This window comes from Streptomyces sp. NPDC093546 (assembly GCF_044765045.1).
GTDB lineage: Bacteria > Actinomycetota > Actinomycetes > Streptomycetales > Streptomycetaceae > Streptomyces.
Genome location: NZ_JBIWJG010000007.1, coordinates 263,396 through 282,949, shown reverse-complemented (window position 1 = coordinate 282,949; position 19,554 = coordinate 263,396). Strand labels below are relative to the sequence as shown.

Here is a 19,554-nt window from a genome sequence, read left to right as displayed (position 1 = left end):
GGGGGTGGGGTTGGGAGTGGGGGTCAGGGGTTCGTCAGGAGCCGCCGCAGCGCCTCGACGGCGCGGTCGGCGATGGCCTCCGGACCGCCGGAGACGTCGACGGCGACGCCCGCCTCGTCGTCGGCCAGCGGCTGCAGCGTGGCGAACTGCGAGTCCAGCAGCGCCGTCGGCATGAAGTGCCCCTTGCGCGCCGTCATCCGCTCCTCGATCAGCGCCCGGTCGCCGGTCAGGTGCAGGAACACGACGCCGGGGGCGACCGCCCGCAGCCGGTCGCGGTAGGACCGCTTCAGCGCCGAGCTGCTCACCACCCCGCCGAGGCCCTCGCGGCCCTGCGCCCACCGCCCGATCGCGTCGAGCCAGGGCCACCGGTCGTCGTCGTCCAGCGGGGTGCCGGCCGACATCTTGGCGATGTTCGCCTCGGGGTGGAAGTCGTCGCCTTCGGCGTACGGCACGCCCAGGCGCTCGGCGACCAGCGGACCGATCGTGGTCTTGCCGGTGCCGGCGACGCCCATCACCACGACGACTGGGGGGTTCTGCATGGGTCTCCTGACATCGACGCCGACTCACTGTCGCCGCACACTGAAACCCATCGGGTACGACATATTCAAGACCCTGTGACTTAAAAGTCATACTTAATTGGGCCGGTTACGCTATGTGCATGACGACTCAGACCCGGGGCCTCCATACGCACGTGCTGGACACCCTGGGCCTGGCGATCTCCGCGGGGGAGTACCCGCCCGGCAGCGTCCTGCGCACCGACGAGCTCGCGCAGCGCTTCGAGGTGTCCCGTACGGTCATCCGCGAGGTGGTCCGCGTCCTGGAGTCCATGCACCTCGTCGAGTCGCGCCGCCGCGTCGGTGTGACCGTCCGCCCGAGCGCGCAGTGGAACGTCTACGACCCGCAGGTGATCCGCTGGCGGCTGGCCGGCGCCGACCGCCCCCGCCAGCTGCGCTCGCTCACCGTCCTGCGCTCCGCCGTCGAACCGGTCGCCGCGGGCCTCGCCGCCGTCCACGCCACCCCCGAGCAGTGCCGGGAGCTGACCGAGCAGGCGCTCGGCATGGTCGCCACCTCGCGCGGCGGGCAGCTGGAGGGCTACCTGGTGCACGACATCGCCTTCCACCGCGTCATCCTCAACGCCTCCGGGAACGAGATGTTCGCCCGCCTCGGGGACGTCGTCGCGGAGGTCCTGGCCGGCCGCACCCACCACCACGTCATGTTCGAGGACCCCGACCCGGCCGCCGTCACGCTCCACGTCCAGGTCGCCGAGGCCGTACGGGAGCGGGACGCGGCGCGCGCCGAGGAGCTCACCCGGCAGATCGCGGTCGGCGCCCTGCGTGAGCTCGATGTGCTCGCCCCCTGAGCGGCGCGCTTAAACTGCTGACGCCGATTAACCGGCCGGTAACCTCAAAAACATCTCAGATCCGCCCGTACGTGACATAGGCCACAGCCAAAACGGCAGCGTAGCCGTGACTATGGCCCCTGGCCTGCGTGCCCCGGTGACCACCCTCATCACCTGCGTACGGCTGATACCGCACGACCCCTCACAAAGGCGACTTCCAGATGAGTGACCGCACCATGCCTGCGGCCGACACCCTGAGCCCCGGATCCCCGGCGGCGACGGACGCCCCCCACATCGACGCCGGTGACGCCGGTTACAGCAAGGACCTCAAGTCCCGCCACGTCAACATGATCGCCATCGGTGGTGCGATCGGTACCGGCCTCTTCCTCGGCGCCGGTGGCCGCCTGGCCGGCGCGGGCCCCTCGCTCGCCATCGCGTACGCCGTCTGCGGCGTCTTCGCCTTCTTCGTGGTCCGGGCCCTCGGTGAGCTGGTGCTCTACCGGCCCTCCTCCGGCGCCTTCGTCTCCTACGCCCGTGAGTTCATGGGCGAGAAGGGCGCCTACACGGCCGGCTGGCTGTACTTCCTCAACTGGTCGACCACCGCCGTCGCCGACATCACCGCGGCCGCGGTCTTCGCCCACTACTGGTCACTGTTCAGCGACATCCCGCAGTGGGTGCTCGCCATGATCGCCCTCGCCGTGGTCCTCACCGCGAACCTGATCTCGGTGAAGTACTTCGGCGAGATGGAGTTCTGGTTCGCGATCATCAAGGTCGCCGCGCTGGTGATCTTCATGTGCGTCGGCATCTTCCTCGTCGTCACCCAGCACGAGGTCGGCGGACACACCCCGGGTCTCGCCACCATCACCGACAACGGCGGCATCCTGCCGACCGGCGTGCTGCCGATGCTGATGGTGGTCCAGGGCGTCGTCTTCGCGTACGCCTCCGTCGAGCTGGTCGGTGTCGCCGCCGGTGAGACCAAGAACCCCGAGAAGATCATGCCGAAGGCGATCAACTCGATCATGTGGCGCGTGGGCCTGTTCTACGTCGGCTCGGTCGTGCTGCTGGCGCTGCTGCTCCCGTACACCTCGTACTCCGCGGACCAGAGCCCCTTCGTCACCGTCTTCGACAAGCTGGGCATCCCGGGCACGGCCCACATCATGAACCTGGTCGTCCTCACGGCCGCCCTGTCCAGCCTGAACTCCGGCCTGTACTCCACCGGCCGCATCCTGCGCTCGATGGCCATGTCCGGCTCCGCGCCCAAGTTCACCGCCCGCATGAACAAGGGCCAGGTGCCCTACGGCGGCATCCTGCTCACCGCTGCCTTCGGCGTCCTGGGCGTCGGCCTGAACTACGTCATGCCCGGCGAGGCCTTCGAGATCGTGCTGAACCTCGCCTCCATCGGCATCCTCGGCACCTGGGGCATGATCATGCTCTGCTCGCTGCTGTTCTGGTTCCGCTCCAAGGACGGCAGGGTCACCCGCCCCTCCTACAAGCTCCCGTGGGCCCCGTACACGCAGATCGTGACGCTGGTCTTCCTCGCCACCGTCCTGTTCCTGATGTGGTACGGCGGCGGCGTCGGCCGCACCACCGTCAACCTGCTGCCGGTCATCGCGGCGCTGCTCGTCGGCGGCTGGTTCGTGGTCCGCAAGCGCGTCCTCGCCCTCGCCGCGGCGCGGCAGCAGGACTGACCCCCTCCCGTACGAAGCACGGAGCCCCCGCCGGACAGCGTCGTCCGGCGGGGGCTTCGTCGTGCGGGGGCTTTCGTCATACGGGCGTCAGTGGTGCCCGCCGTGTCCGCCGCCGTGGTCGAACCTCAGCGCCTCCCTCGGCATCACCACGAACGGCCGCATCATGCCCATGTCCTCGTGCTCCAGCAGGTGGCAGTGGTACATGAACCGCCCGTACGCCCCGTCGAACCGGCCCATCACCCGCACCATCTCGCCCTGAGCCACCCGGAACACGTCCTTCCAGCCCTGCTCGTTCGCCGGCACCGGAATCGGCCGCCCCGGGTCGTACGCCACCGGCGCCCGCGTCCCGCCCAGCGCCGGGTCGAACTCGGCGACCGAGTACGCGTCCCGGCCCACCACCTGGAAGTCCGCGAGGTGGATGTGCATGGGATGCAGCGGCGCACCCAGGTTCAGGAACGACCACTGCTCGTACGTCCCCTCCCCGATGGTGAAGCCGAGCCCGTCGTTGAAGGTGCGGGCCGTGCGCCGGTACGTACGCACCTTGCCGTCGGGGCCCTTCACCTGGATGATCCCGGTCGTCGGCACCTGTACGTCGACATCCTTGACCTCGGTCATCTCCCAGATCTCCGGGTGACCGCCCCCGCCCACCGTCGCCGGCGGCGTCAGCACGATCAGCCGGTGCCCGTGGTCGATGTGGTCGTGGTCGAACCGCCGGAACGACCCCGACAGCACCCGCGGCAGCTCGAAGGTGTCGGCGCACGCGCCCTCCGCCACCCGGAACTCCATCACCTGCGGATACGGCACGTTCCGCGTCGCGTCCGGCACACCGGGCGCCTGCCCCGCCGCCTTGTTCACCAGTCGCACGCTCCGCCCCGCGAGCCCCCGGAAGTCGAGCAGCAGGTCGAACCGCTCGGCCGGGGCGATCGTCAGCGGCTCACCGCCCTCGAAGTCCACCGCCACCGGCCGCGGAAGCAGCCCGCCGTCGCTGCCGATCTGGTGGACGACCCCCGGCACCGGGTTGTCCTCCTCGTCGACCAGCACCAGGTCGTACACGCGGGCGTTGGAGGCGTTCACCAGCCGGAAGCGGTACCAGCCGTCCTCCACGTCCAGATACGGCCAGATCGTGCCGTTGACGGTCGTGTACGGACCCAGGAACGGCAGCGTCACCGGCTTGCCCGTCTCCGGGTGCTCCCGCGTCAGCACGGTCGTCTTGTGCAGCAGCCGCCCGTTCAGCCGCCCGTCCTCCTCGGTGTCCAGGTTCCGGTCGGCGAGGACCAGCGGCAGCTCCCGCGCACCGGAGGGCAGCCCGAGCGCGTCCTCCTCGTCGTCCCGTACGAGGTACGTGCCGACGAGCCCCGCGTAGACGTTCCAGCGGGTGATGTTCATGGCGTGGTCGTGGTACCACCAGTGCACGGCCTGGTGGTCGTTCGGGTACTCCGACAGCTGGGCGTCGCCGGACCCGACGGCGTTGTCCGCCCAGCCGTCGTTCCCGCCGCCCGTCTGGGCGCCGTGCAGGTGCGTCACGGACCAGGCGGGCAGCGCCGCCACGTCCTTGCTGGGCTCGACGCCCTCCCGCCCGGGCCGGTTGTGCGGGTCGGGCCGCCCCGCCACCCGCTCCACCTCCACGGCGGTGACCGGGTACTCGCTGCCCGGCGGGATGCGGTTGGTCCAGGCGATCCGGATGCGCTGCCCGCGCCGCACCTCGATGGTGGGGCCGGGGACGCTGCCCTCGTACCCCCACATCAGCGTCGGCGGCAGCTGCGAGTGCATCCGCACCCACGTCGGCCGGAGCGCGATCTCGATCTCCTGCCGTATGTCCGGCTGGTCGGGCCGGATGACGGGCGGGACGGTCAGCGGGTCGACGTACGGAACGAGCTCCCCGTCCCTCGTGGCGGCGCTGCCCGAGACTGCCTCGACGATCTTCTGGGCGAGGTTCTCGACGGTCTCGCCCTCTTCGACGGTTTGTGTCATGTTTCCCCCGTAGCGCAGTGGTGTGGCCCTGCACTCGTGAGGACGCCCCGGTCCGCCGATCAGTTTCCGCCCGAGCTCCCTTCGGCCGAAACCGGTCCCCGGGTGGACAGCTCGCCGAGCGTCAGCCCGCTGACGAACCGCCGCTCCTCACCGGTGACCGGATCGGTGAACTCCAGCACCCGCGCGAGCAGCCGCAAGGGCCGCGCGTAGTCCTCCGTACCGTCCTCCCGTACGACCGGATACAGCGGGTCGTCGAGGATCGGTATGCCCAGGCGGTTCATGTGGACCCGCAGCTGATGGGTCTGGCCGGTCTCCGGCACCAGCCGGTACCGGCCGAGCCCCGCCCGCCGCTCCAGCAGCTCGACCCGGCTGACGCTGTTCGGCTCGCCCGGCTCCTCCCGGGCCGCCAGCACGCCCCGCTCCTTCACGATCCGGCTCCGGACGGTCACGGGCAGGGCCAGGTCCGGGTCGTACGGAGCCACCGCCTCGTACTCCTTGCGCACCCGCCGGTCCCGGAACAGCGTCTGGTACGCGCCCCGGTCCTCCGGCCGTACGACGAAGAGCGCGAGCCCCGCCGTCAGCCGGTCCAGCCGGTGCGCGGGCTGGAGCGCGGGCAGGCCGAGGTCGCGCCGCAGCCGGGCCAGCGCCGTCTCGGTCACGTGCCGGCCGCGCGGCGTCGTCGCCAGGAAGTGCGGCTTGTCGGCGACGACGATCCGCTCGTCGCGGTACACGACGCCGACCTCGAACGGCACCCGCTCCTCGGCGGGGAAGTCCCGGTGGAACCACAGGTACCGGCCCTCCGCGTACGGCTCGTCCGCCGCGACCGGCACCCCGTCCGCGCCGACGAACCGGCCCTCGGCGAACATCGCGTCCACCCGCCCCTCACCGATCGCCGCCGCGTACCGCCCCACCAGGTGGTCGCGTACGGTCGCCCAGCTCCCGCCGTGGTCGGCGGGCAGCCGCAGCCGCACCGGGTCGATGCCGGCGCGCTGCGGCAGCGGGGCCGCCGGGGGCTTCGTTCTGCGTCTCACCGCCCCACCGTAAACCGCGCCGTTCAGCGCGGCGGCACGGTCACCTCGCCCGCCCCGAGGGCCGACCCTCCGCCGACCACGCGCACCCGGAAGGGCCGGTCCGTACCGGTCGCCGTGACCCGCACCGCGCCTCCCTCGCGTTCGACGGTGTACGTGGCGGCCGGGGCCCCGCCGTGGTCCGGAACGGTCACCGATACCGACCGGCCGTCCGCGCCCGGGGCGACGAGCAGCGTCAGGCCCGCCGTCCAGTCGCCGTCCGGCCGCTGGTCGTCCGCGCCGAGCGGCAGCACCGCGCCCGGCCGCACGTACAGCGGCAGGCTGTCGACACCGTGCCGCTCGCGCCGCCAGCCCGGCCCGGTCGCCGTCTCGCCGGTCAGCAGATGCGTCCAGACGCCCTCCGGGAGGTAGAACTCGACGTCCCCCTCCGCCGTGAACACCGGCGCCACCAGCAGGTCCGGGCCGAGCATGTACTGCCGGTCCAGCGTCCGGCAGCCCGGGTCGTCCGGGAACTCCAGCAGCATGGGCCGCATCAGCGGCGTTCCCGTACGGTGCGCCTCCACCGCCGCCCCGTACAGGTACGGCATCAGCCGGTGCTTCAGCTCGGTGAACTGCCGCGCCACGTCCACCGCCTCGTCGCCGAACTCCCACGGCACGCGGTACGACATGTTCCCGTGCAGCCGGCTGTGCGACGACAGCAGGCCGAACGCCAGCCACCGCTTGAACACCTCCGGGTCGGGCGTGCCCTCGAACCCGCCGATGTCATGGCTCCAGAAGCCGAACCCGGACAGGGACAGCGACAGCCCGCCCCGCAGCGACTCCGCCATCGCGCCGAACGACGAGAAGCAGTCGCCGCCCCAGTGCACCGGGAACCGCTGCCCGCCCGCCGTCGCCGACCGCGCGAACAGCACGGCCTCGCCCGCCCCGCGCTCCTTCTCCAGCAGCTCGAAGACGCAACCGTTGTACAGCTGTGCGTAGTAGTTGTGCATCCGCTCCGGGTCGGAGCCGTCGTGCCACACCACATCCGTCGGCACCCGCTCGCCGAAGTCCGTCTTGAAGCAGTCCACGCCCTGGTCGAGCAGGCCCCGCAGCTTCGACTGGAACCACGCCCGCGCCTCCGGGTTCGTGAAGTCGACCAGCGCCATCCCGGCCTGCCACAGGTCCCACTGCCAGACGTCGCCGTTCGCCCGCTTCACCAGATAGCCGCGGCGGGCGCCCTCCTCGAAGAGCGCCGACTTCTGCGCGACGTACGGATTGATCCACAGGCTGATCCGCAGCCCGCGCTCCTTGAGCCGGGACAGCATCCCCGCCGGGTCCGGAAAGGTGTCCGGATCCCACCGGAAGTCGCTCCACTGGTACTCGCGCATCCAGAAGCAGTCGAAGTGGAAGACCGACAAGGGAATGTTCCGCTCCGCCATCCCCTCCACGAAGGACGTCACCGTCTCCTCGTCGTACGGCGTGCAGAACGACGTCGTCAGCCACAGCCCGAACGACCAGGCCGGCGGCAGCGCGGGCCGCCCCGTCAGCGCCGTGTAGCGGGCCAGTACCTCCTTCGGCGTCGGCCCGGCGACGACGTAGTACTCGATCGACTGGTCCTCGACGCTGAACTGCACCTGTCCGACCGACTCGGAGCCGACCTCGTACGACACCCGCCCGGGATGGTTGACGAAGACGCCGTACCCCCGCGAGGAGAGGTGGAAGGGCACGTTCTTGTACGCCTGCTCGCTGCTGGTGCCGCCGTCGGCCTGCCAGATGTCGACGCTCTGGCCGTTCTTCACGAACGGCGTGAAGCGCTCGCCGAGCCCGTACACGTGCTCGCCGACGCCGAGCGCGAGCTGCGCGACCATGTGGTGGGCGCCGTCGCCGGTCGTGGCGAAGGCCGTGCCCTTGGCCTCGACGGCGGTCAGCCGCCGGCCCTGCGCGTCCAGGAAGGTCAGCCCCCAGGGCCCCTCCCGGTCCAGCCGCACCGTGAGCGGCCCGCTCGTCAGCTCCGTCACGGACCCCTCGCGCCGGGTGCGCGCCGCGTACGGCGTCCCGTCGCCCAGCAGGGCGAAGTCCGGCCCCCGGTGCGCCTTCCCGGCGTGGTGGGTGGCGCGGACGCCGATGACGCCCTCGGCGGGCGAGAAGCACTCCACGGTGATCAGCGGCGAGTTGAGGGTGTGCCCCCGGTGCTCCACGCGCCGGACGGCCGCGTACGCGGTGAAGTGGTCGTCGCTGACGTGCAGGTCCCGCACCTCGGTGGCGTACGCGACGTCGACGCCGTCGCGCATCAGCCAGAAGCCGTCCGTGAACTTCACAGCGCCCCCAGGGAGACGTAGGTGTCCAGGGCCGCGGCGATCCGGCCCCAGGTGGCATGGTCGCGCTCGACGGGCGGCATCGTCTCGCCGTCCCCGGTGCCCCAGGCGGTCGCGAGGGCCACCGGGTCCTCACCCGTGGCCGCCCCGGCGGCGAGCGCGGCGGCGCCCAGGGCGACGAGCTCGGTCGTACGGGGCACGACGACGGCCCGCCCGGAGAGCCGGCGCACGGTCTCCACCCACGTACGCCCCTGGGCGCCGCCCCCGACGAGCCGCAGCGGCACCTCCTCCCCGGCGGCCCCGGGCAGCGCGTCCAGCGCCCGCAGCACGGTGAACGCGGCACCCTCGTACGCCGCCCCGAGGAGCTGCTGCGGCGTGGTGGCGTGGCGCAGCCCGGTGAGCAGCCCGGAGGCGCGCGGCAGGTCGGGGGTGCGCTCGCCGTCGAGGTACGGCATGAGGACGGCCTCCCCGCCGGGCGCGGCGTCCTCGCGGTCCAGCCCGAGCAGCGCGGCGACCTTGTCGACGGCGAGCGTGCAGTTCAGCGTGCAGCCGAGCGGCAGGTACGTCCCGGGGGCGTCGGCGGCGGCGAAACCGGCGAGCGCGGCCGTCGCGGGCCGGGTGCGGGTGGCCGCGAAGACGGTCCCGGAGGTGCCGAGCGAGACCACCGGGTGGTCCAGGAGCCCCGCCCGCCCGAGCCCCAGGCCGACGGCGGCGGCCATGTTGTCCCCGGTACCGGCGGCGACCGGGATGCCCTCCGGCAGCCCGAGCTCCTTCGCCGCGGCGGGGGTCAGCGCGCCGACGGCCGTGGCCCCGCCCGGCGCGACGGCCGGCAGCAGCCCTTCGTCCAGCTCCAGCAGCTCCAGCAGGAACGGGTCGTACGCGCCCGTCGCGGTGCTGTACCAGCAGGTGCCCGAGGCGTCGCCCGGATCGGTCGCGGCCACCCCGCCCAGCCGCTCGGTGAGGAAGTCGTGCGGGAGCCGTACGGCGGCGGCCGCGTCGGCCGCAGCCGGCTCGTTCTCGCGCAGCCACCGCCACTTGGCGGCCGTCATGGACGCCACCGGCACCGACCCGGTGCGGTCCAGCCAGCCCTGGGCGCCGAGCTCGCGGGTGAGGGCGGCGGCCTGCGGCGCCGAGCGGGTGTCGTTCCACAGCACGGCGGGGCGCAGCGGCCGCCCGGCGCCGTCCAGGACCACCAGGCCGTGCTGCTGCCCCGCGACCGCGATCCCGGTGACGGCGCGCGGGTCCAGCCCGCGCAGCGCCTCGGCGACGGCCTCGGTGAGCGCCCGCCACCACTGCTCGGGGTCGCTCTCGCGGGCACCGTCCGAGCCGCTGACGGTGTGGGCGGCCCGGCCCATGGCCAGGACCCGCCCGGAGGCGGCGTCCACCACCACCGCCTTGGTGGACTGCGTGGAGCTGTCCACGCCGATGACGGCCGGGGACGACGGCATCGCGTACCTCTCTTCGGTTCTCTCGGTGTACTCGGTGCTTGGCGGCGGGGCATCCGTAGCGTATTAGTAATGCGAGAAAACAAATAGACCTGGAGGCCCGCACATGCCGGAACGCCCGGAACGCTTCATCCCTACCCCCGAGGACAAGTTCACGTTCGGCCTGTGGACGGTGGGCTGGCAGGGAGTCGACCCCTTCGGCACCGCCACCCGCCCCGCGCTCGACCCCGTCGAGTCGGTGGAGCGCCTCGCCGAGCTCGGCGCGTACGGCGTGACCTTCCACGACGACGACCTCATCCCCTTCGGGTCCTCCGACGCCGAGCGCGAGGCCGCCGTCAAGCGGTTCCGCGCCGCCCTCGACCGCACCGGCCTCAAGGTGCCCATGGCCACGACGAACCTGTTCACGCACCCGGTCTTCAAGGACGGCGGCTTCACCGCCAACGACCGCGACGTCCGCCGCTTCGCCCTGCGCAAGACCCTCCGCAACATCGACCTCGCCGTCGAACTCGGCGCCACGGTGTACGTCGCCTGGGGCGGCCGCGAGGGCGCCGAATCCGGCGCCGCGAAGGACGTCCGCGCCGCACTCGACCGCATGAAGGAGGCGTTCGACCTGCTCGGCCAGTACGTCACCGAGCAGGGCTACGACCTGCGCTTCGCCATCGAGCCCAAGCCCAACGAGCCGCGCGGCGACATCCTCCTGCCCACCATCGGCCACGCCCTGGCCTTCATCGAGCGCCTGGAGCGCCCCGACCTGGTCGGCGTCAACCCCGAGGTCGGCCACGAGCAGATGGCGGGCCTCAACTTCCCGCACGGCATCGCCCAGGCCCTGTGGGCCGGCAAGCTGTTCCACATCGACCTCAACGGCCAGTCCGGCATCAAGTACGACCAGGACTTCCGCTTCGGCGCCGGCGACCTGCGCCAGGCGTTCTGGCTGGTCGACCTCCTGGAGAGCGCCGGCTACGAGGGGCCGCGCCACTTCGACTTCAAGCCCGTGCGCACGGACGGCTCCGACGGCGTCTGGGAGTCCGCGAAGAACTGCATGCGCAACTACCTGATCCTCAAGTCCCGCGCCGCCGCATTCCGCGCCGACCCCGAGGTCCAGGAGGCCCTGGCCGCCTCCCGCCTCCCCGAGCTCGCCCGCCCCACCGCCGAGGACGGCCTCGCGGGCCTCCTCGCGGACGCCTCCGCGTACGAGTCCTTCGACCCCGAGGCGGCGGCCGCCCGCTCCATGTCCTTCGAGCGCCTCGACCAGCTGGCGTGGGAGCACCTGCTCGCCACCCGCTGACTCCCGCCGGCACCCGCGCGAGACGCCCCGCGCTCCCTGGCGGCGCTTTACGCCAAGGGGGCGTGGGACGGGGCGGCGCCCGCCCGCTCCACGTACCCCGCCGGGTCCGCGATCACGTCCCGCACCACCAGCGCCGCGGCCCCGCGCGCCGCGTCCCCCGAGGACGACGACGCCCGCAGCCGGCCGCTCCCCGCGGACCACAGGCCCGAGACCACCCGCGCCGTCAGCTCCCGGTCCGCCGCCGGGCCCAGCCACGGCATCAGTCCCCGGTAGATCCCGCCCAGCACCACCGCCTCCGGGTCCAGCAGATTCACCGCACCCGACACCACGAGACCCAGCATCCGCCCGGCGCGCTCCAGCGCCGCCACGGCCGCCGCGTCCCCGCGCCGGGCCCGCCGCTCCAGCCGCGCCACCCCCGGCATCCCGGCGGCCTCGTCGAGCCCCGCGCCCCGCAGCAGCGCCGCCTGGCCCGCGTACTGCTCCAGGCAGCCCCGCGAGCCGCACCGGCACTCCGGCCCGTCGCGGTCCACCACCACGTGCCCGATCTCCCCGGCGAAACCGTGCGCCCCGCGCAGCAGCTCGCCGTCGACGACGATCGCGCCGCCCACCCCGATCTCGCCCGACAGGTACAGGAAGCTGCGGACCCGGTCCGGCCCGCCGAACCACAGCTCCGCGAGGGCGGCCGCGTTGGCCTCGTTGTCCGACCCGACGGGCAGCGCCGGCCGCCCGGGCAGCAGCCCGCCCAGCGCCCGCCCGAACAGCTCCTCGGCCGCCACCCCGTTCCAGCCCAGGTTCGGTGCCTGGCGCACGCTCCCGCCCGACACCAGACCCGGCAGCGCGAGCCGCACCCCGGCGGGATCCAGCCGCTCCTCCGCCGCCGCCCCGAGCGCCCGCGCCGCGATCCGCGCCGCCCGCTCCAGCACCTCGCCCGGCTCGGCGCCGCGGTTGTCGAGGTGCTCGGTCAGCCGTACGCGGTCGGCGCCGGCGAGGTCCACGGCGCAGACCGAGACGTAGTCGATGTTGATCTCCACGCCGAGCCCCGCGGGCCCGGTGCGCGCCACCCGCAGTGCCGTCCCCGGCCGCCCCGCGTGCCCGCTGAACGTCTTGCCCGACTCGGTGAGGAAACCGCTCACCATCAGCTGCTCGACCAGCGACGACACCGCCGCCCTGGTCAGCCCGACCCGCGCCGCGACCGCCGCGCGGGTCGCCTCGCCCTCGTCGTGCACGGCCCGCAGCACCAGGCTCAGGTTGTGCCGGCGCACGGTCGCCTTGTCGGCCTTGGGCTCCAGCGGATCCAGCGTGTTCCTCATCGTGCCGCCGAGCCTATGCGAAGCCCCGGCATGCGAAGAGCGGGCCCGGTCTGCCGACCGGACCCGCTCTCCTTCTCTGTGTCCGAGGGGGGACTTGAACCCCCACGCCCGATAAAGGGCACTAGCACCTCAAGCTAGCGCGTCTGCCATTCCGCCACCCGGACAAGGTGTCTGTCTCGCGGCCCGTGGCCGTTCCGACGTGGAAAACCATAGCAAACATTCGAGGTGCTCGATCACGCCCCCGCCCGTACCGGGGGAGGGGGCAGGATGAGGGGACCCAGCAGCAGCTACGCGGGAGGAACCAGCGTGAGCGAGTCGAGCACGGCACGGACCGCCAACGTCACGGCGGGCGAGGACGAGGTCACCGACCTCTGCCGCGACCTCATCCGGATCGACACCAGCAACTACGGCGACCACTCGGGCCCCGGGGAGCGCGCGGCCGCCGAGTACATCGCCGAGAAGCTCGCCGAGGTCGGGCTCGAACCGAAGATCATCGAGTCGCACCCGGGCCGCGCCTCCACGGTGGCCCGCATCGAGGGCGAGGACCCGTCCCGGCCCGCCCTCCTCATCCACGGCCACACCGACGTGGTGCCCGCCGACGCCGCCGACTGGACGTACGACCCCTTCGCCGGCGAGGTCGCCGACGGCTGCGTCTGGGGCCGCGGCGCGGTCGACATGAAGGACATGGACGCGATGACCCTCGCGGTCGTACGGGACCGGCTGCGCAGCGGCCGCAAGCCCCCGCGCGACATCGTCCTGGCGTTCCTCGCCGACGAGGAGGCGGGCGGCACGTACGGCGCCCGCCATCTGGTCGACAAGCACCCCGGGCTCTTCGAGGGCGTCACGGAGGCGATCGGCGAGGTCGGCGGCTTCTCCTTCACGGTCAACGAGAACCTGCGCCTGTACCTGGTGGAGACCGCCCAGAAGGGCATGCACTGGATGCGGCTGACCGTCGAGGGCACGGCCGGCCACGGCTCCATGACCAACACCGACAACGCCATCACGGAGCTGTGCGAGGCCGTGGGCCGCCTGGGCCGCCACACCTGGCCGGTCAGGGTGACCAAGACCGTGCGGTCCTTCCTGGACGAGCTCTCGGACGCGCTCGGCACCCCGCTGGACCCCGAGGACATGGAGGCGACGCTCGCCAAGCTCGGCGGCATCGCCAAGATGATCGGCGCCACGCTCCGCAACTCGGCCGCCCCGACCATGCTGGGCGCCGGCTACAAGGTCAACGTCATCCCCGGGCAGGCCACCGCCCATGTGGACGGGCGCTTCCTGCCCGGGTACGAGGAGGAGTTCCTCGCCGACCTCGACCGGATCCTGGGCCCGCGCGTGCGGCGCGAGGACGTCCACGCCGACAAGGCGCTGGAGACCAGCTTCGACGGGGACCTGGTGGACGCCATGCAGACCGCGCTGCGGGCGGAGGACCCGATCGCCCGGGCCGTGCCGTACATGCTCTCCGGCGGCACCGACGCCAAGTCCTTCGACGACCTTGGCATCCGCTGCTTCGGCTTCGCGCCGCTGAAGCTGCCGCCGGAGCTGGACTTCGCCGGGATGTTCCACGGCGTGGACGAGCGGGTGCCGGTGGAGGGGCTGAAGTTCGGCGTGCGGGTGCTGGACCGCTTCATCGACGCCAGCTGAGTCCTCTCGGGGGATTAGTCGGCTGAAACGAAACTCCAATAATCGACCGCCTGTGCACATGCGACCGAAAAGGGTGAACACGGTCATCACGACGTAGCCCCCTTACTTCCCCCTCGTTACAGGTGATGCGGTCCGCGGCTGGGATCGCATTGCCAACAAGGAGGAATAATGATCAAGAAGGTCGTCGCCATCGCGGCCGCCACCGGGGGCCTGGTTCTGGCGGGCGCTGGCATGGCCGTCGCCGACGCCGGTGCGCACGGTGCCGCTGTGGGCTCCCCGGGCGTCATCTCGGGCAATGTGGTTCAGGTTCCCATCCACATCCCGGTGAACGTCTGCGGCAACACGATCAACATCGTCGGCCTGCTGAACCCGGCCTTCGGCAACGTCTGCATCAACAAGTGATGCCCGGGCCTCGGCCCGCGAGGGTATGAGGCCCGGCCGGCCCCGGAGCGCGCGCGACGCGCTCCGGGGCCGGTGGACATGACGCCTCCGCGCGGTGTGCCCGGGGGTATTTCCGGAGCCCAGAAGGCAGGGAACTAGCTATGCGACAGGTCACGCGAAAGGGCCTGACCATCATGGCGGCCGCGGGCGGGGTACTCGCTCTCGGCGGCGGGTACGCACAGGCGCACAACGGCGCCGGCGCCCACGGTGCCGCGACGAACTCCCCGGGCGTCGCGTCCGGGAACTCGGTCCAGGCGCCGGTCAGCGTGCCGGTGAACGCGTGCGGCAACTCCGTGAACGTCGTGGGGGCGCTCAACCCCGCGTTCGGGAACAAGTGCGTCAACAAGTCGAGCGGCGCCAAGGCGAGCGGTGCGACCAGCAACTCGCCCGGTGTCGCGTCCGGCAACAACGTCCAGGCCCCGGTGAGCGTGCCGGTCAACGCCTGCGGCAACAGCGTCGACGTCGTCGGCGCGATGAACCCGGCGTTCGGCAACGGCTGCGGCAACGGCCACGAGGAGCCCAGCCACCCGGGCAACCCCGGTCCCGGCAACCCGGGTAACCCCGGCAACCCCGGTAACCCGGGCCCCGGTGAGCCCGGCAACCCCGGCAACCCCGGTAACCCTGGTCCCGGTGAGCCGGGCCAGCCCGGCCCGGACGAGCCCGGCAAGCCCGGTCAGCCGGCCAACCCGGACGAGCCGACCACTCCGGACGAGCCCGGCTCCCCGATCGAGCCGAACGAGCCCGGCGCCCAGACCGTCACCCCGCCGAAGGCGGAGGACGAGCTGGCGCAGACCGGTGCCGGCGCGCTCGGGATGCTCATCCCGGCGGGTGCGGGCCTCCTGCTCGGCGGGACGGTCCTCTACCGCCGCGCCCGGCAGTCCTCGTAGTCGCCGTCGGTAGTCACCGGCGTACGCAAACGACGGAGCGGGCCCCGCGATCGCGGGGCCCGCTCCGTCCTGTGCGCCACCTCACCAGGTGGCGCGTACCTGACGGATGATGCGCCGGCGCAGCCGCACACGGCGGCTGCCGTCCCGGTGCAGACTCAGTCGGTCCAACTCCCAGTGTCCGTACTCGGCATGGTCGGTCAGCAGACGGGTCGCCTCCTTGCGGGACACCCCGCGAGGTACGTACACGTCGACAAATTCGTATTCCGGCATCGCATCTATTGTGCAAGCACGGGCTTCGTACGGATAGCGTCTGGGGTATGTCTGATGCTGCGCAGCCCACCGCTGCCGAGGTACGCGCCGCCGCCGAGGCGGTCAAAGCCGCACTGGACCGCCACCTGGAGGCGGTCGAGAACCGCACCGGTGACGACGACCCGGCCGTCTACGCCGCGTTCAACGACCTCGCCGCGGCGGCCGAGGCGTACGACGAACGTCTCTACGACCGCTACGACGAGGTCACGCCCTTCGAAATCCCGGGCGTGGAGGACTCACTGCCGCCTTACGAGGGCCCCGAGGACCCGAGCGCCCTCACCGTGCTGATCCGCCGCGACTACGCCGTGGCCGAGCCCCACCGGCTGCTGGCCCAGGCACAGCGCATCGCCGACCTGGACCGGGGGGACCGCGAGGAGGACGGCGCGGACGCGGCCGCGGTGGTGGGGTCGAGCGTGCACGCGGCGCTCGGCGTGCTCTTCGGCGAGTTCGAGCCGGACGAGATCGCCTCGCGGCACAAGGAGTTCGGCCTGGAGGAGGGCGACTCGACGCTCTGGGTCGCCGCCGCCGACGAGCTTCCCGAACCGGGCGAATGGCTGAGCACGCCCTTCGACCAGGCGGACCCGGGGCGGGTGATCTGCCGCTTCGACGTGAGCGCGGTGTTCGACGAGGACGAGCTCCACGGCGACCCGGACGAGGCCCCGCCCGGCAGCTCCTGACCCGTGGGGCGCCCCCGCCCGGCCGACCCGGGCGGGGGCTGCCCCGTGCCTACTCCTGCGGCGCCGCCAGCAGCGACTCCAGCAGCGCGCGCAGCCGGGTCGTCCGCGGCGCGGGCAGCACCTCGGCGACCGCGCGGGGGAGGGCCTGGTCCACGCCGTGCACCACCGACAGATGCCGCTCGGCGCGGCTGAACGCGGTGTACACCCACGCCCGGTTCAGGCCCTGCGCCGCGTCGCCCGGCAGGACCACGACCGCCGCCGGCCAGCGCGCGCCGGCCGCCTGGTGCGCGGTCAGCGCCCAGCCGTGGCGGACCGCCGACTCCACCCGCTCCTTCGGTACGACGACCCGCTCGCCCTCGCAGTCGAGGTGCAGCCCCTGCGCGTCGGCCGACACCACCGTGCCCGGCACCGTACGGCCCGGCGCCGGGGCGTACGCGACACGGTCGCCCGGGTCGAAGCCGCCGAAACGGCCCGGCCCCGGGTTGAGCCGCTGCTTCAGCGCCGCGTTCAGCGCCCGGGTGCCCGCCGAGCCGCCGTGGCCGACGGTGATCACCCGGGTCTGCTCGGCGGGGATCCCGAACGCCCGCGGCACCGAGTCCGCGACCAGCTGCACCGTACGGTGCACGGCCTCGCCCGCGTCCCGCACCGGGACGATCACGACCTCCTTGCCCGGCGCCTCCACCTGGTGCAGCTCGCCGATCCCGATGCCGGAGACCAGCTCACCCAGGGGTCCCGGATCCGGCCTGCGGGAGGCGATCTGCGGGCACACCCGCGCCGCCAGGACGTCCGCGAACACCCGCCCCGCGCCCGCCGACCACAGCACCCCCGGATCGCCGCTGAGCACCAGCCGGCAGCCGTCCGGCAGGGACTCCACCAGCATCGCGGCGGTCTCCACGTCCAGCTGCGGGGCGTCCAGCACCACCAGCAGGTCCAGTGCGGCCGTGTCCACGGCTCCCGCGAGCAGACCGGCGACCGTCACGGTCTCCACACCATGGTCCGCGCCCGCGCCCGCGTCCGCGCCTTCGCCGAGCCTGCGGCGGCCGTTCTCCGTGTACGCGGCCACCGCGGCCCGCAGGCCCAGCCCGTGTGCCGCCTCGGCCAGGGCCAGCGGCTCCGCGCGAGCCGCCTCGCCGCCCGTGTGCGCGACCAGCCCGTGCTCGGCGACCGCGCGGGTCAGCTCGGTCGGCTCGGCGGACTCCCAGCGGGGGTCGGGCCCCGACTTGGCCAGCCGGGCCAGGCCGTCGGCGAGGCTCTCCTCGGCGAGCGCGTACCGGTCCAGCCCGAGCAGCACGGGCACCGGCTCCGCAGGGTCGGCGGACGCCTCGGCGGGCTCCTCCTCCGGTCCTTCCTCCGGCTCCTCCTCCTCGTGGAAGACGAGCACCACGCCTTCGGCGATGGCGTGCCGTACGGCCTCGTCGGGCTCCGGAACCGAGCGCTCCGCCAGCGCCGCGCGCACGGCGGCCGCCTCCAGCGCCGTGTGCCCCTGGAGCGCCGCCCGCTCCAGCAGCCATCCGATGAGCGCGGCCGCCCGGCGCTCGTCGCCCGGTCCGCACTCCGCGCCGAGCAGCGCCCGCGCGAAGCCGTCGGCCTGCTCGGGCAGCACACCCGGCACCGCCAGCAGCTGCCACGGGTCGTCGCGCAGCACCTGCGCCGCCGACTCGCCGAGCACCGTCGCCACCCGGACGGCGAGGGCCTCCGGCGCGCCGCCCTCGGCCAGCACCGCCCGCACGGCCGCCACGGTGTCGGCGTCGGCCGTGCGCGGCGGGCGCGGGGCCTCGACGGCCCGGGGCCGCTCGGGCGCGGACGGTTCGGGGGCGGGGCGCCGGGGAGCGGGCGCGGGGGAGTCCAGGAAGGAGGCGGCGGGCTTCTCGCCGCTCTCCACGGCCCGGACCGCCGCGAGCAGGTCCGCCGCGCGCCCGCTGAGCTTGGTGCCCGCCTCGATGGGCCCGGCCTGCTCGGCCTTGCGCCGCTCGATGCGGGTCCGCAGCTCCCGCTGGGCGGCCAGCTCGGCCTCCGCCTCGGAGAGCCCCGCCGAACCCTGCTCCGCATCCGCCTCCGTGTCCGACTCCGTACCCGGCTCCGCGCTCGGTTCAGAGCTCTCCTCGGCACCCGCCTCCGAGCTCTCCTCCGCGGTGGCCTCGGCCTCGCCCTCGGCCGGTACGCCCGGTTCGGGCTCCACAGCGGGCGCCTGGTCGTCGGAGGAGGGGCCGGGGGCGGTCCCCCGGGGAAGCGCGGTCACAGCGTGCTCCAGTCCTGGTCGGGATAGCGGTGCACCGGGGCGGACACATCGTCCAGCGCCCGGCGGATCTCGTCTGGAAGACTAAGGCTCTCCACTGACAGCGCCTCGCCGAGCTGCCGCGCGTCGCGCGCGCCCACGATCGGCGCCACCACGCCCGGCCGGTCCCGCACCCACGCCAGCGCCACGTGCAGCGGGGTGGTCGCGAGCCCGTCCGCCGCCGTCACCACCGCGTCCACGATCCGGCTCGACGCCTCCTCCAGGTACGGCTCCACGAACGCCGCCAGCCGCTCCGACGCGCCCCGCGAATCGGCCGGGGTGGCGTGCCGGTACTTGCCCGTCAGCACTCCCCGCCCCAGCGGCGACGACGGCAGCAGGCCCACGCCCAGGTCCCGCGCGGCGGGCAGCACCTCGCGCTCCACGCCCCGCTGGAGCAGCGAGTACTCCATCTGCGTGCTGGCCAGCCGGGCGCGTATCCCGCTGTGCGCGAGCTGCCAGGTGGCCGCCTTCGCCAGCTGCCAGCCGCAGAAGTTCGACACGCCCACGTACCGCGCGCGTCCGCTGCTCACCGCGATGTCGAGGGCCTGGAGCGTTTCCTCCAGCGGCGTCTCGGGGTCGTAGGCGTGGATCTGCCACAGGTCCACGTAGTCCGTGCCCAACCGGGCCAGCGAGGCGTCGAGCGCCGCCAAGAGATGGCCGCGCGAGCCGTCGAACCGCCGGTCCGGGTCCGGCACGCTGCCGGCCTTCGTCGCGATGACCAGATCCCGCCGCGGCACGAGCCGCTCCACGAGCTGCCCGAGCAGATACTCCGCCTCGCCGCCGCCGTACACGTCCGCCGTGTCGATCAGCGTCCCGCCCGCTTCCCAGAACAGTTTCAGCTGGTCCGCGGCGTCGTGCTCGTCGGTGTCCCGGCCCCAGGTGAGGGTGCCGAGCCCGATCCGGGACACACGCAGGCCCGTACGGCCGAGATGCCTCTGCTCCATGGTCGCGAGATTACTGGCCA

The 19,554-nt window shown here is 73.1% G+C and carries 16 protein-coding genes and 1 tRNA gene; 7 read left to right on the top strand and 10 right to left on the bottom strand.

Annotated features, from left to right (window positions below):
- Positions 1 to 23: 23 nt before the first annotated feature.
- Positions 24 to 539 carry a gluconokinase gene (locus ACIRNI_RS18410; protein ID WP_403552417.1) on the bottom strand — a complete coding sequence of 172 codons (516 nt, stop codon included), beginning with the start codon at positions 537 to 539 and terminating at the stop codon, positions 24 to 26.
- A 119-nt stretch (positions 540 to 658) separates the two neighbouring features.
- On the opposite strand from ACIRNI_RS18410, the gene ACIRNI_RS18405 reads away from it, so the two are divergent.
- Complete coding sequence (locus ACIRNI_RS18405) at positions 659 to 1,360, top strand: FadR/GntR family transcriptional regulator (RefSeq protein WP_403552416.1); 702 nt, start codon at positions 659 to 661, stop codon at positions 1,358 to 1,360.
- 200 nt (positions 1,361 to 1,560) lie between these two features.
- The gene (locus ACIRNI_RS18400; RefSeq protein ID WP_403552415.1) at positions 1,561 to 3,027 is read left to right on the top strand and encodes an amino acid permease; all 1,467 of its coding nucleotides are present in this window, start codon (positions 1,561 to 1,563) and stop codon (positions 3,025 to 3,027) included.
- Between the two features lie 87 nt (positions 3,028 to 3,114).
- Here ACIRNI_RS18400 and phsA read toward each other — a convergent pair whose 3' ends face one another.
- Genes phsA through xylB form a run of 4 tightly spaced genes read right to left on the bottom strand, consistent with a single transcriptional unit; the run spans position 3,115 to position 9,768 of the window.
- Positions 3,115 to 4,998 carry an O-aminophenol oxidase PhsA gene (gene phsA, locus ACIRNI_RS18395; protein ID WP_403552414.1) on the bottom strand — a complete coding sequence of 628 codons (1,884 nt, stop codon included), beginning with the start codon at positions 4,996 to 4,998 and terminating at the stop codon, positions 3,115 to 3,117.
- A 59-nt stretch (positions 4,999 to 5,057) separates the two neighbouring features.
- Positions 5,058 to 6,029, bottom strand: a complete 972-nt coding sequence (locus ACIRNI_RS18390; protein ID WP_403552413.1) for an RluA family pseudouridine synthase — start codon at positions 6,027 to 6,029, stop codon at positions 5,058 to 5,060.
- 23 nt (positions 6,030 to 6,052) lie between these two features.
- Positions 6,053 to 8,323: an alpha-xylosidase gene (gene yicI, locus ACIRNI_RS18385; protein WP_403552412.1), complete on the bottom strand. Its 2,271-nt coding sequence runs from the start codon at positions 8,321 to 8,323 to the stop codon at positions 6,053 to 6,055.
- A complete protein-coding gene (gene xylB / locus ACIRNI_RS18380) occupies positions 8,320 to 9,768 on the bottom strand; it encodes a xylulokinase (protein WP_403552411.1) in 1,449 nt (482 codons plus the stop codon). Before xylB ends, yicI begins: the two co-directional genes overlap by 4 nt.
- A gap of 103 nt (positions 9,769 to 9,871) precedes the next feature.
- Between xylB and xylA the strand changes: the two genes are divergently transcribed.
- Positions 9,872 to 11,050 carry a xylose isomerase gene (xylA, locus tag ACIRNI_RS18375; protein ID WP_355357257.1) on the top strand — a complete coding sequence of 393 codons (1,179 nt, stop codon included), beginning with the start codon at positions 9,872 to 9,874 and terminating at the stop codon, positions 11,048 to 11,050.
- A 47-nt stretch (positions 11,051 to 11,097) separates the two neighbouring features.
- On the opposite strand, the gene ACIRNI_RS18370 is transcribed toward xylA, so the two are convergent.
- Together ACIRNI_RS18370 and ACIRNI_RS18365 are read right to left on the bottom strand one after the other, a co-directional pair.
- Positions 11,098 to 12,360, bottom strand: coding sequence for an ROK family protein (locus ACIRNI_RS18370; protein ID WP_403552410.1), 1,263 nt, complete (start codon positions 12,358 to 12,360; stop codon positions 11,098 to 11,100).
- Positions 12,361 to 12,439: 79 nt separating this feature from the next.
- Positions 12,440 to 12,524, bottom strand: a tRNA-Leu gene (locus ACIRNI_RS18365).
- A gap of 142 nt (positions 12,525 to 12,666) precedes the next feature.
- On the opposite strand from ACIRNI_RS18365, the gene ACIRNI_RS18360 reads away from it, so the two are divergent.
- The 3 genes from ACIRNI_RS18360 (at position 12,667) to ACIRNI_RS18350 (ending at position 15,329) form a co-directional block, all read left to right on the top strand.
- Positions 12,667 to 14,001, top strand: coding sequence for a M20/M25/M40 family metallo-hydrolase (locus ACIRNI_RS18360; protein ID WP_355357261.1), 1,335 nt, complete (start codon positions 12,667 to 12,669; stop codon positions 13,999 to 14,001).
- Between the two features lie 168 nt (positions 14,002 to 14,169).
- Entirely contained in the window at positions 14,170 to 14,403 is a 234-nt protein-coding gene (gene chpH / locus ACIRNI_RS18355) for a chaplin ChpH (RefSeq protein ID WP_403552409.1), read from the top strand.
- A gap of 140 nt (positions 14,404 to 14,543) precedes the next feature.
- Positions 14,544 to 15,329: a chaplin gene (locus ACIRNI_RS18350; RefSeq protein ID WP_403552408.1), complete on the top strand. Its 786-nt coding sequence runs from the start codon at positions 14,544 to 14,546 to the stop codon at positions 15,327 to 15,329.
- An 81-nt stretch (positions 15,330 to 15,410) separates the two neighbouring features.
- Here ACIRNI_RS18350 and ACIRNI_RS18345 read toward each other — a convergent pair whose 3' ends face one another.
- Positions 15,411 to 15,599 carry a DUF5703 family protein gene (locus ACIRNI_RS18345; protein WP_005319466.1) on the bottom strand — a complete coding sequence of 63 codons (189 nt, stop codon included), beginning with the start codon at positions 15,597 to 15,599 and terminating at the stop codon, positions 15,411 to 15,413.
- Positions 15,600 to 15,646: 47 nt separating this feature from the next.
- Between ACIRNI_RS18345 and ACIRNI_RS18340 the strand changes: the two genes are divergently transcribed.
- Positions 15,647 to 16,315: a hypothetical protein gene (locus ACIRNI_RS18340; RefSeq protein WP_403552407.1), complete on the top strand. Its 669-nt coding sequence runs from the start codon at positions 15,647 to 15,649 to the stop codon at positions 16,313 to 16,315.
- A gap of 49 nt (positions 16,316 to 16,364) precedes the next feature.
- Here ACIRNI_RS18340 and ACIRNI_RS18335 read toward each other — a convergent pair whose 3' ends face one another.
- The gene (locus tag ACIRNI_RS18335; protein WP_403552406.1) at positions 16,365 to 18,554 is read right to left on the bottom strand and encodes a helix-hairpin-helix domain-containing protein; all 2,190 of its coding nucleotides are present in this window, start codon (positions 18,552 to 18,554) and stop codon (positions 16,365 to 16,367) included.
- A complete protein-coding gene (locus ACIRNI_RS18330; RefSeq protein WP_355366853.1) occupies positions 18,551 to 19,534 on the bottom strand; it encodes an aldo/keto reductase in 984 nt (327 codons plus the stop codon). Before ACIRNI_RS18330 ends, ACIRNI_RS18335 begins: the two co-directional genes overlap by 4 nt.
- Between the last annotated feature and the right edge of the window lie 20 nt (positions 19,535 to 19,554).

What these genes read in the sequence shown, in the direction of transcription:
- xylB (WP_403552411.1), bottom strand. Translation starts at nt 9,768, where the DNA reads ATGCCGTCGTCCCCGGCCGTCATCGGCGTGGACAGCTCCACGCAGTCC.
- ACIRNI_RS18340 (WP_403552407.1), top strand. Translation starts at nt 15,647, where the DNA reads ATGTCTGATGCTGCGCAGCCCACCGCTGCCGAGGTACGCGCCGCCGCC.
- xylA (WP_355357257.1), top strand. Translation starts at nt 9,872, where the DNA reads ATGCCGGAACGCCCGGAACGCTTCATCCCTACCCCCGAGGACAAGTTC.
- phsA (WP_403552414.1), bottom strand. Translation starts at nt 4,998, where the DNA reads ATGACACAAACCGTCGAAGAGGGCGAGACCGTCGAGAACCTCGCCCAG.
- ACIRNI_RS18345 (WP_005319466.1), bottom strand. Translation starts at nt 15,599, where the DNA reads ATGCCGGAATACGAATTTGTCGACGTGTACGTACCTCGCGGGGTGTCC.
- ACIRNI_RS18330 (WP_355366853.1), bottom strand. Translation starts at nt 19,534, where the DNA reads ATGGAGCAGAGGCATCTCGGCCGTACGGGCCTGCGTGTGTCCCGGATC.
- ACIRNI_RS18350 (WP_403552408.1), top strand. Translation starts at nt 14,544, where the DNA reads ATGCGACAGGTCACGCGAAAGGGCCTGACCATCATGGCGGCCGCGGGC.
- ACIRNI_RS18370 (WP_403552410.1), bottom strand. Translation starts at nt 12,360, where the DNA reads ATGAGGAACACGCTGGATCCGCTGGAGCCCAAGGCCGACAAGGCGACC.
- ACIRNI_RS18405 (WP_403552416.1), top strand. Translation starts at nt 659, where the DNA reads ATGACGACTCAGACCCGGGGCCTCCATACGCACGTGCTGGACACCCTG.
- chpH (WP_403552409.1), top strand. Translation starts at nt 14,170, where the DNA reads ATGATCAAGAAGGTCGTCGCCATCGCGGCCGCCACCGGGGGCCTGGTT.
- ACIRNI_RS18400 (WP_403552415.1), top strand. Translation starts at nt 1,561, where the DNA reads ATGAGTGACCGCACCATGCCTGCGGCCGACACCCTGAGCCCCGGATCC.
- ACIRNI_RS18410 (WP_403552417.1), bottom strand. Translation starts at nt 539, where the DNA reads ATGCAGAACCCCCCAGTCGTCGTGGTGATGGGCGTCGCCGGCACCGGC.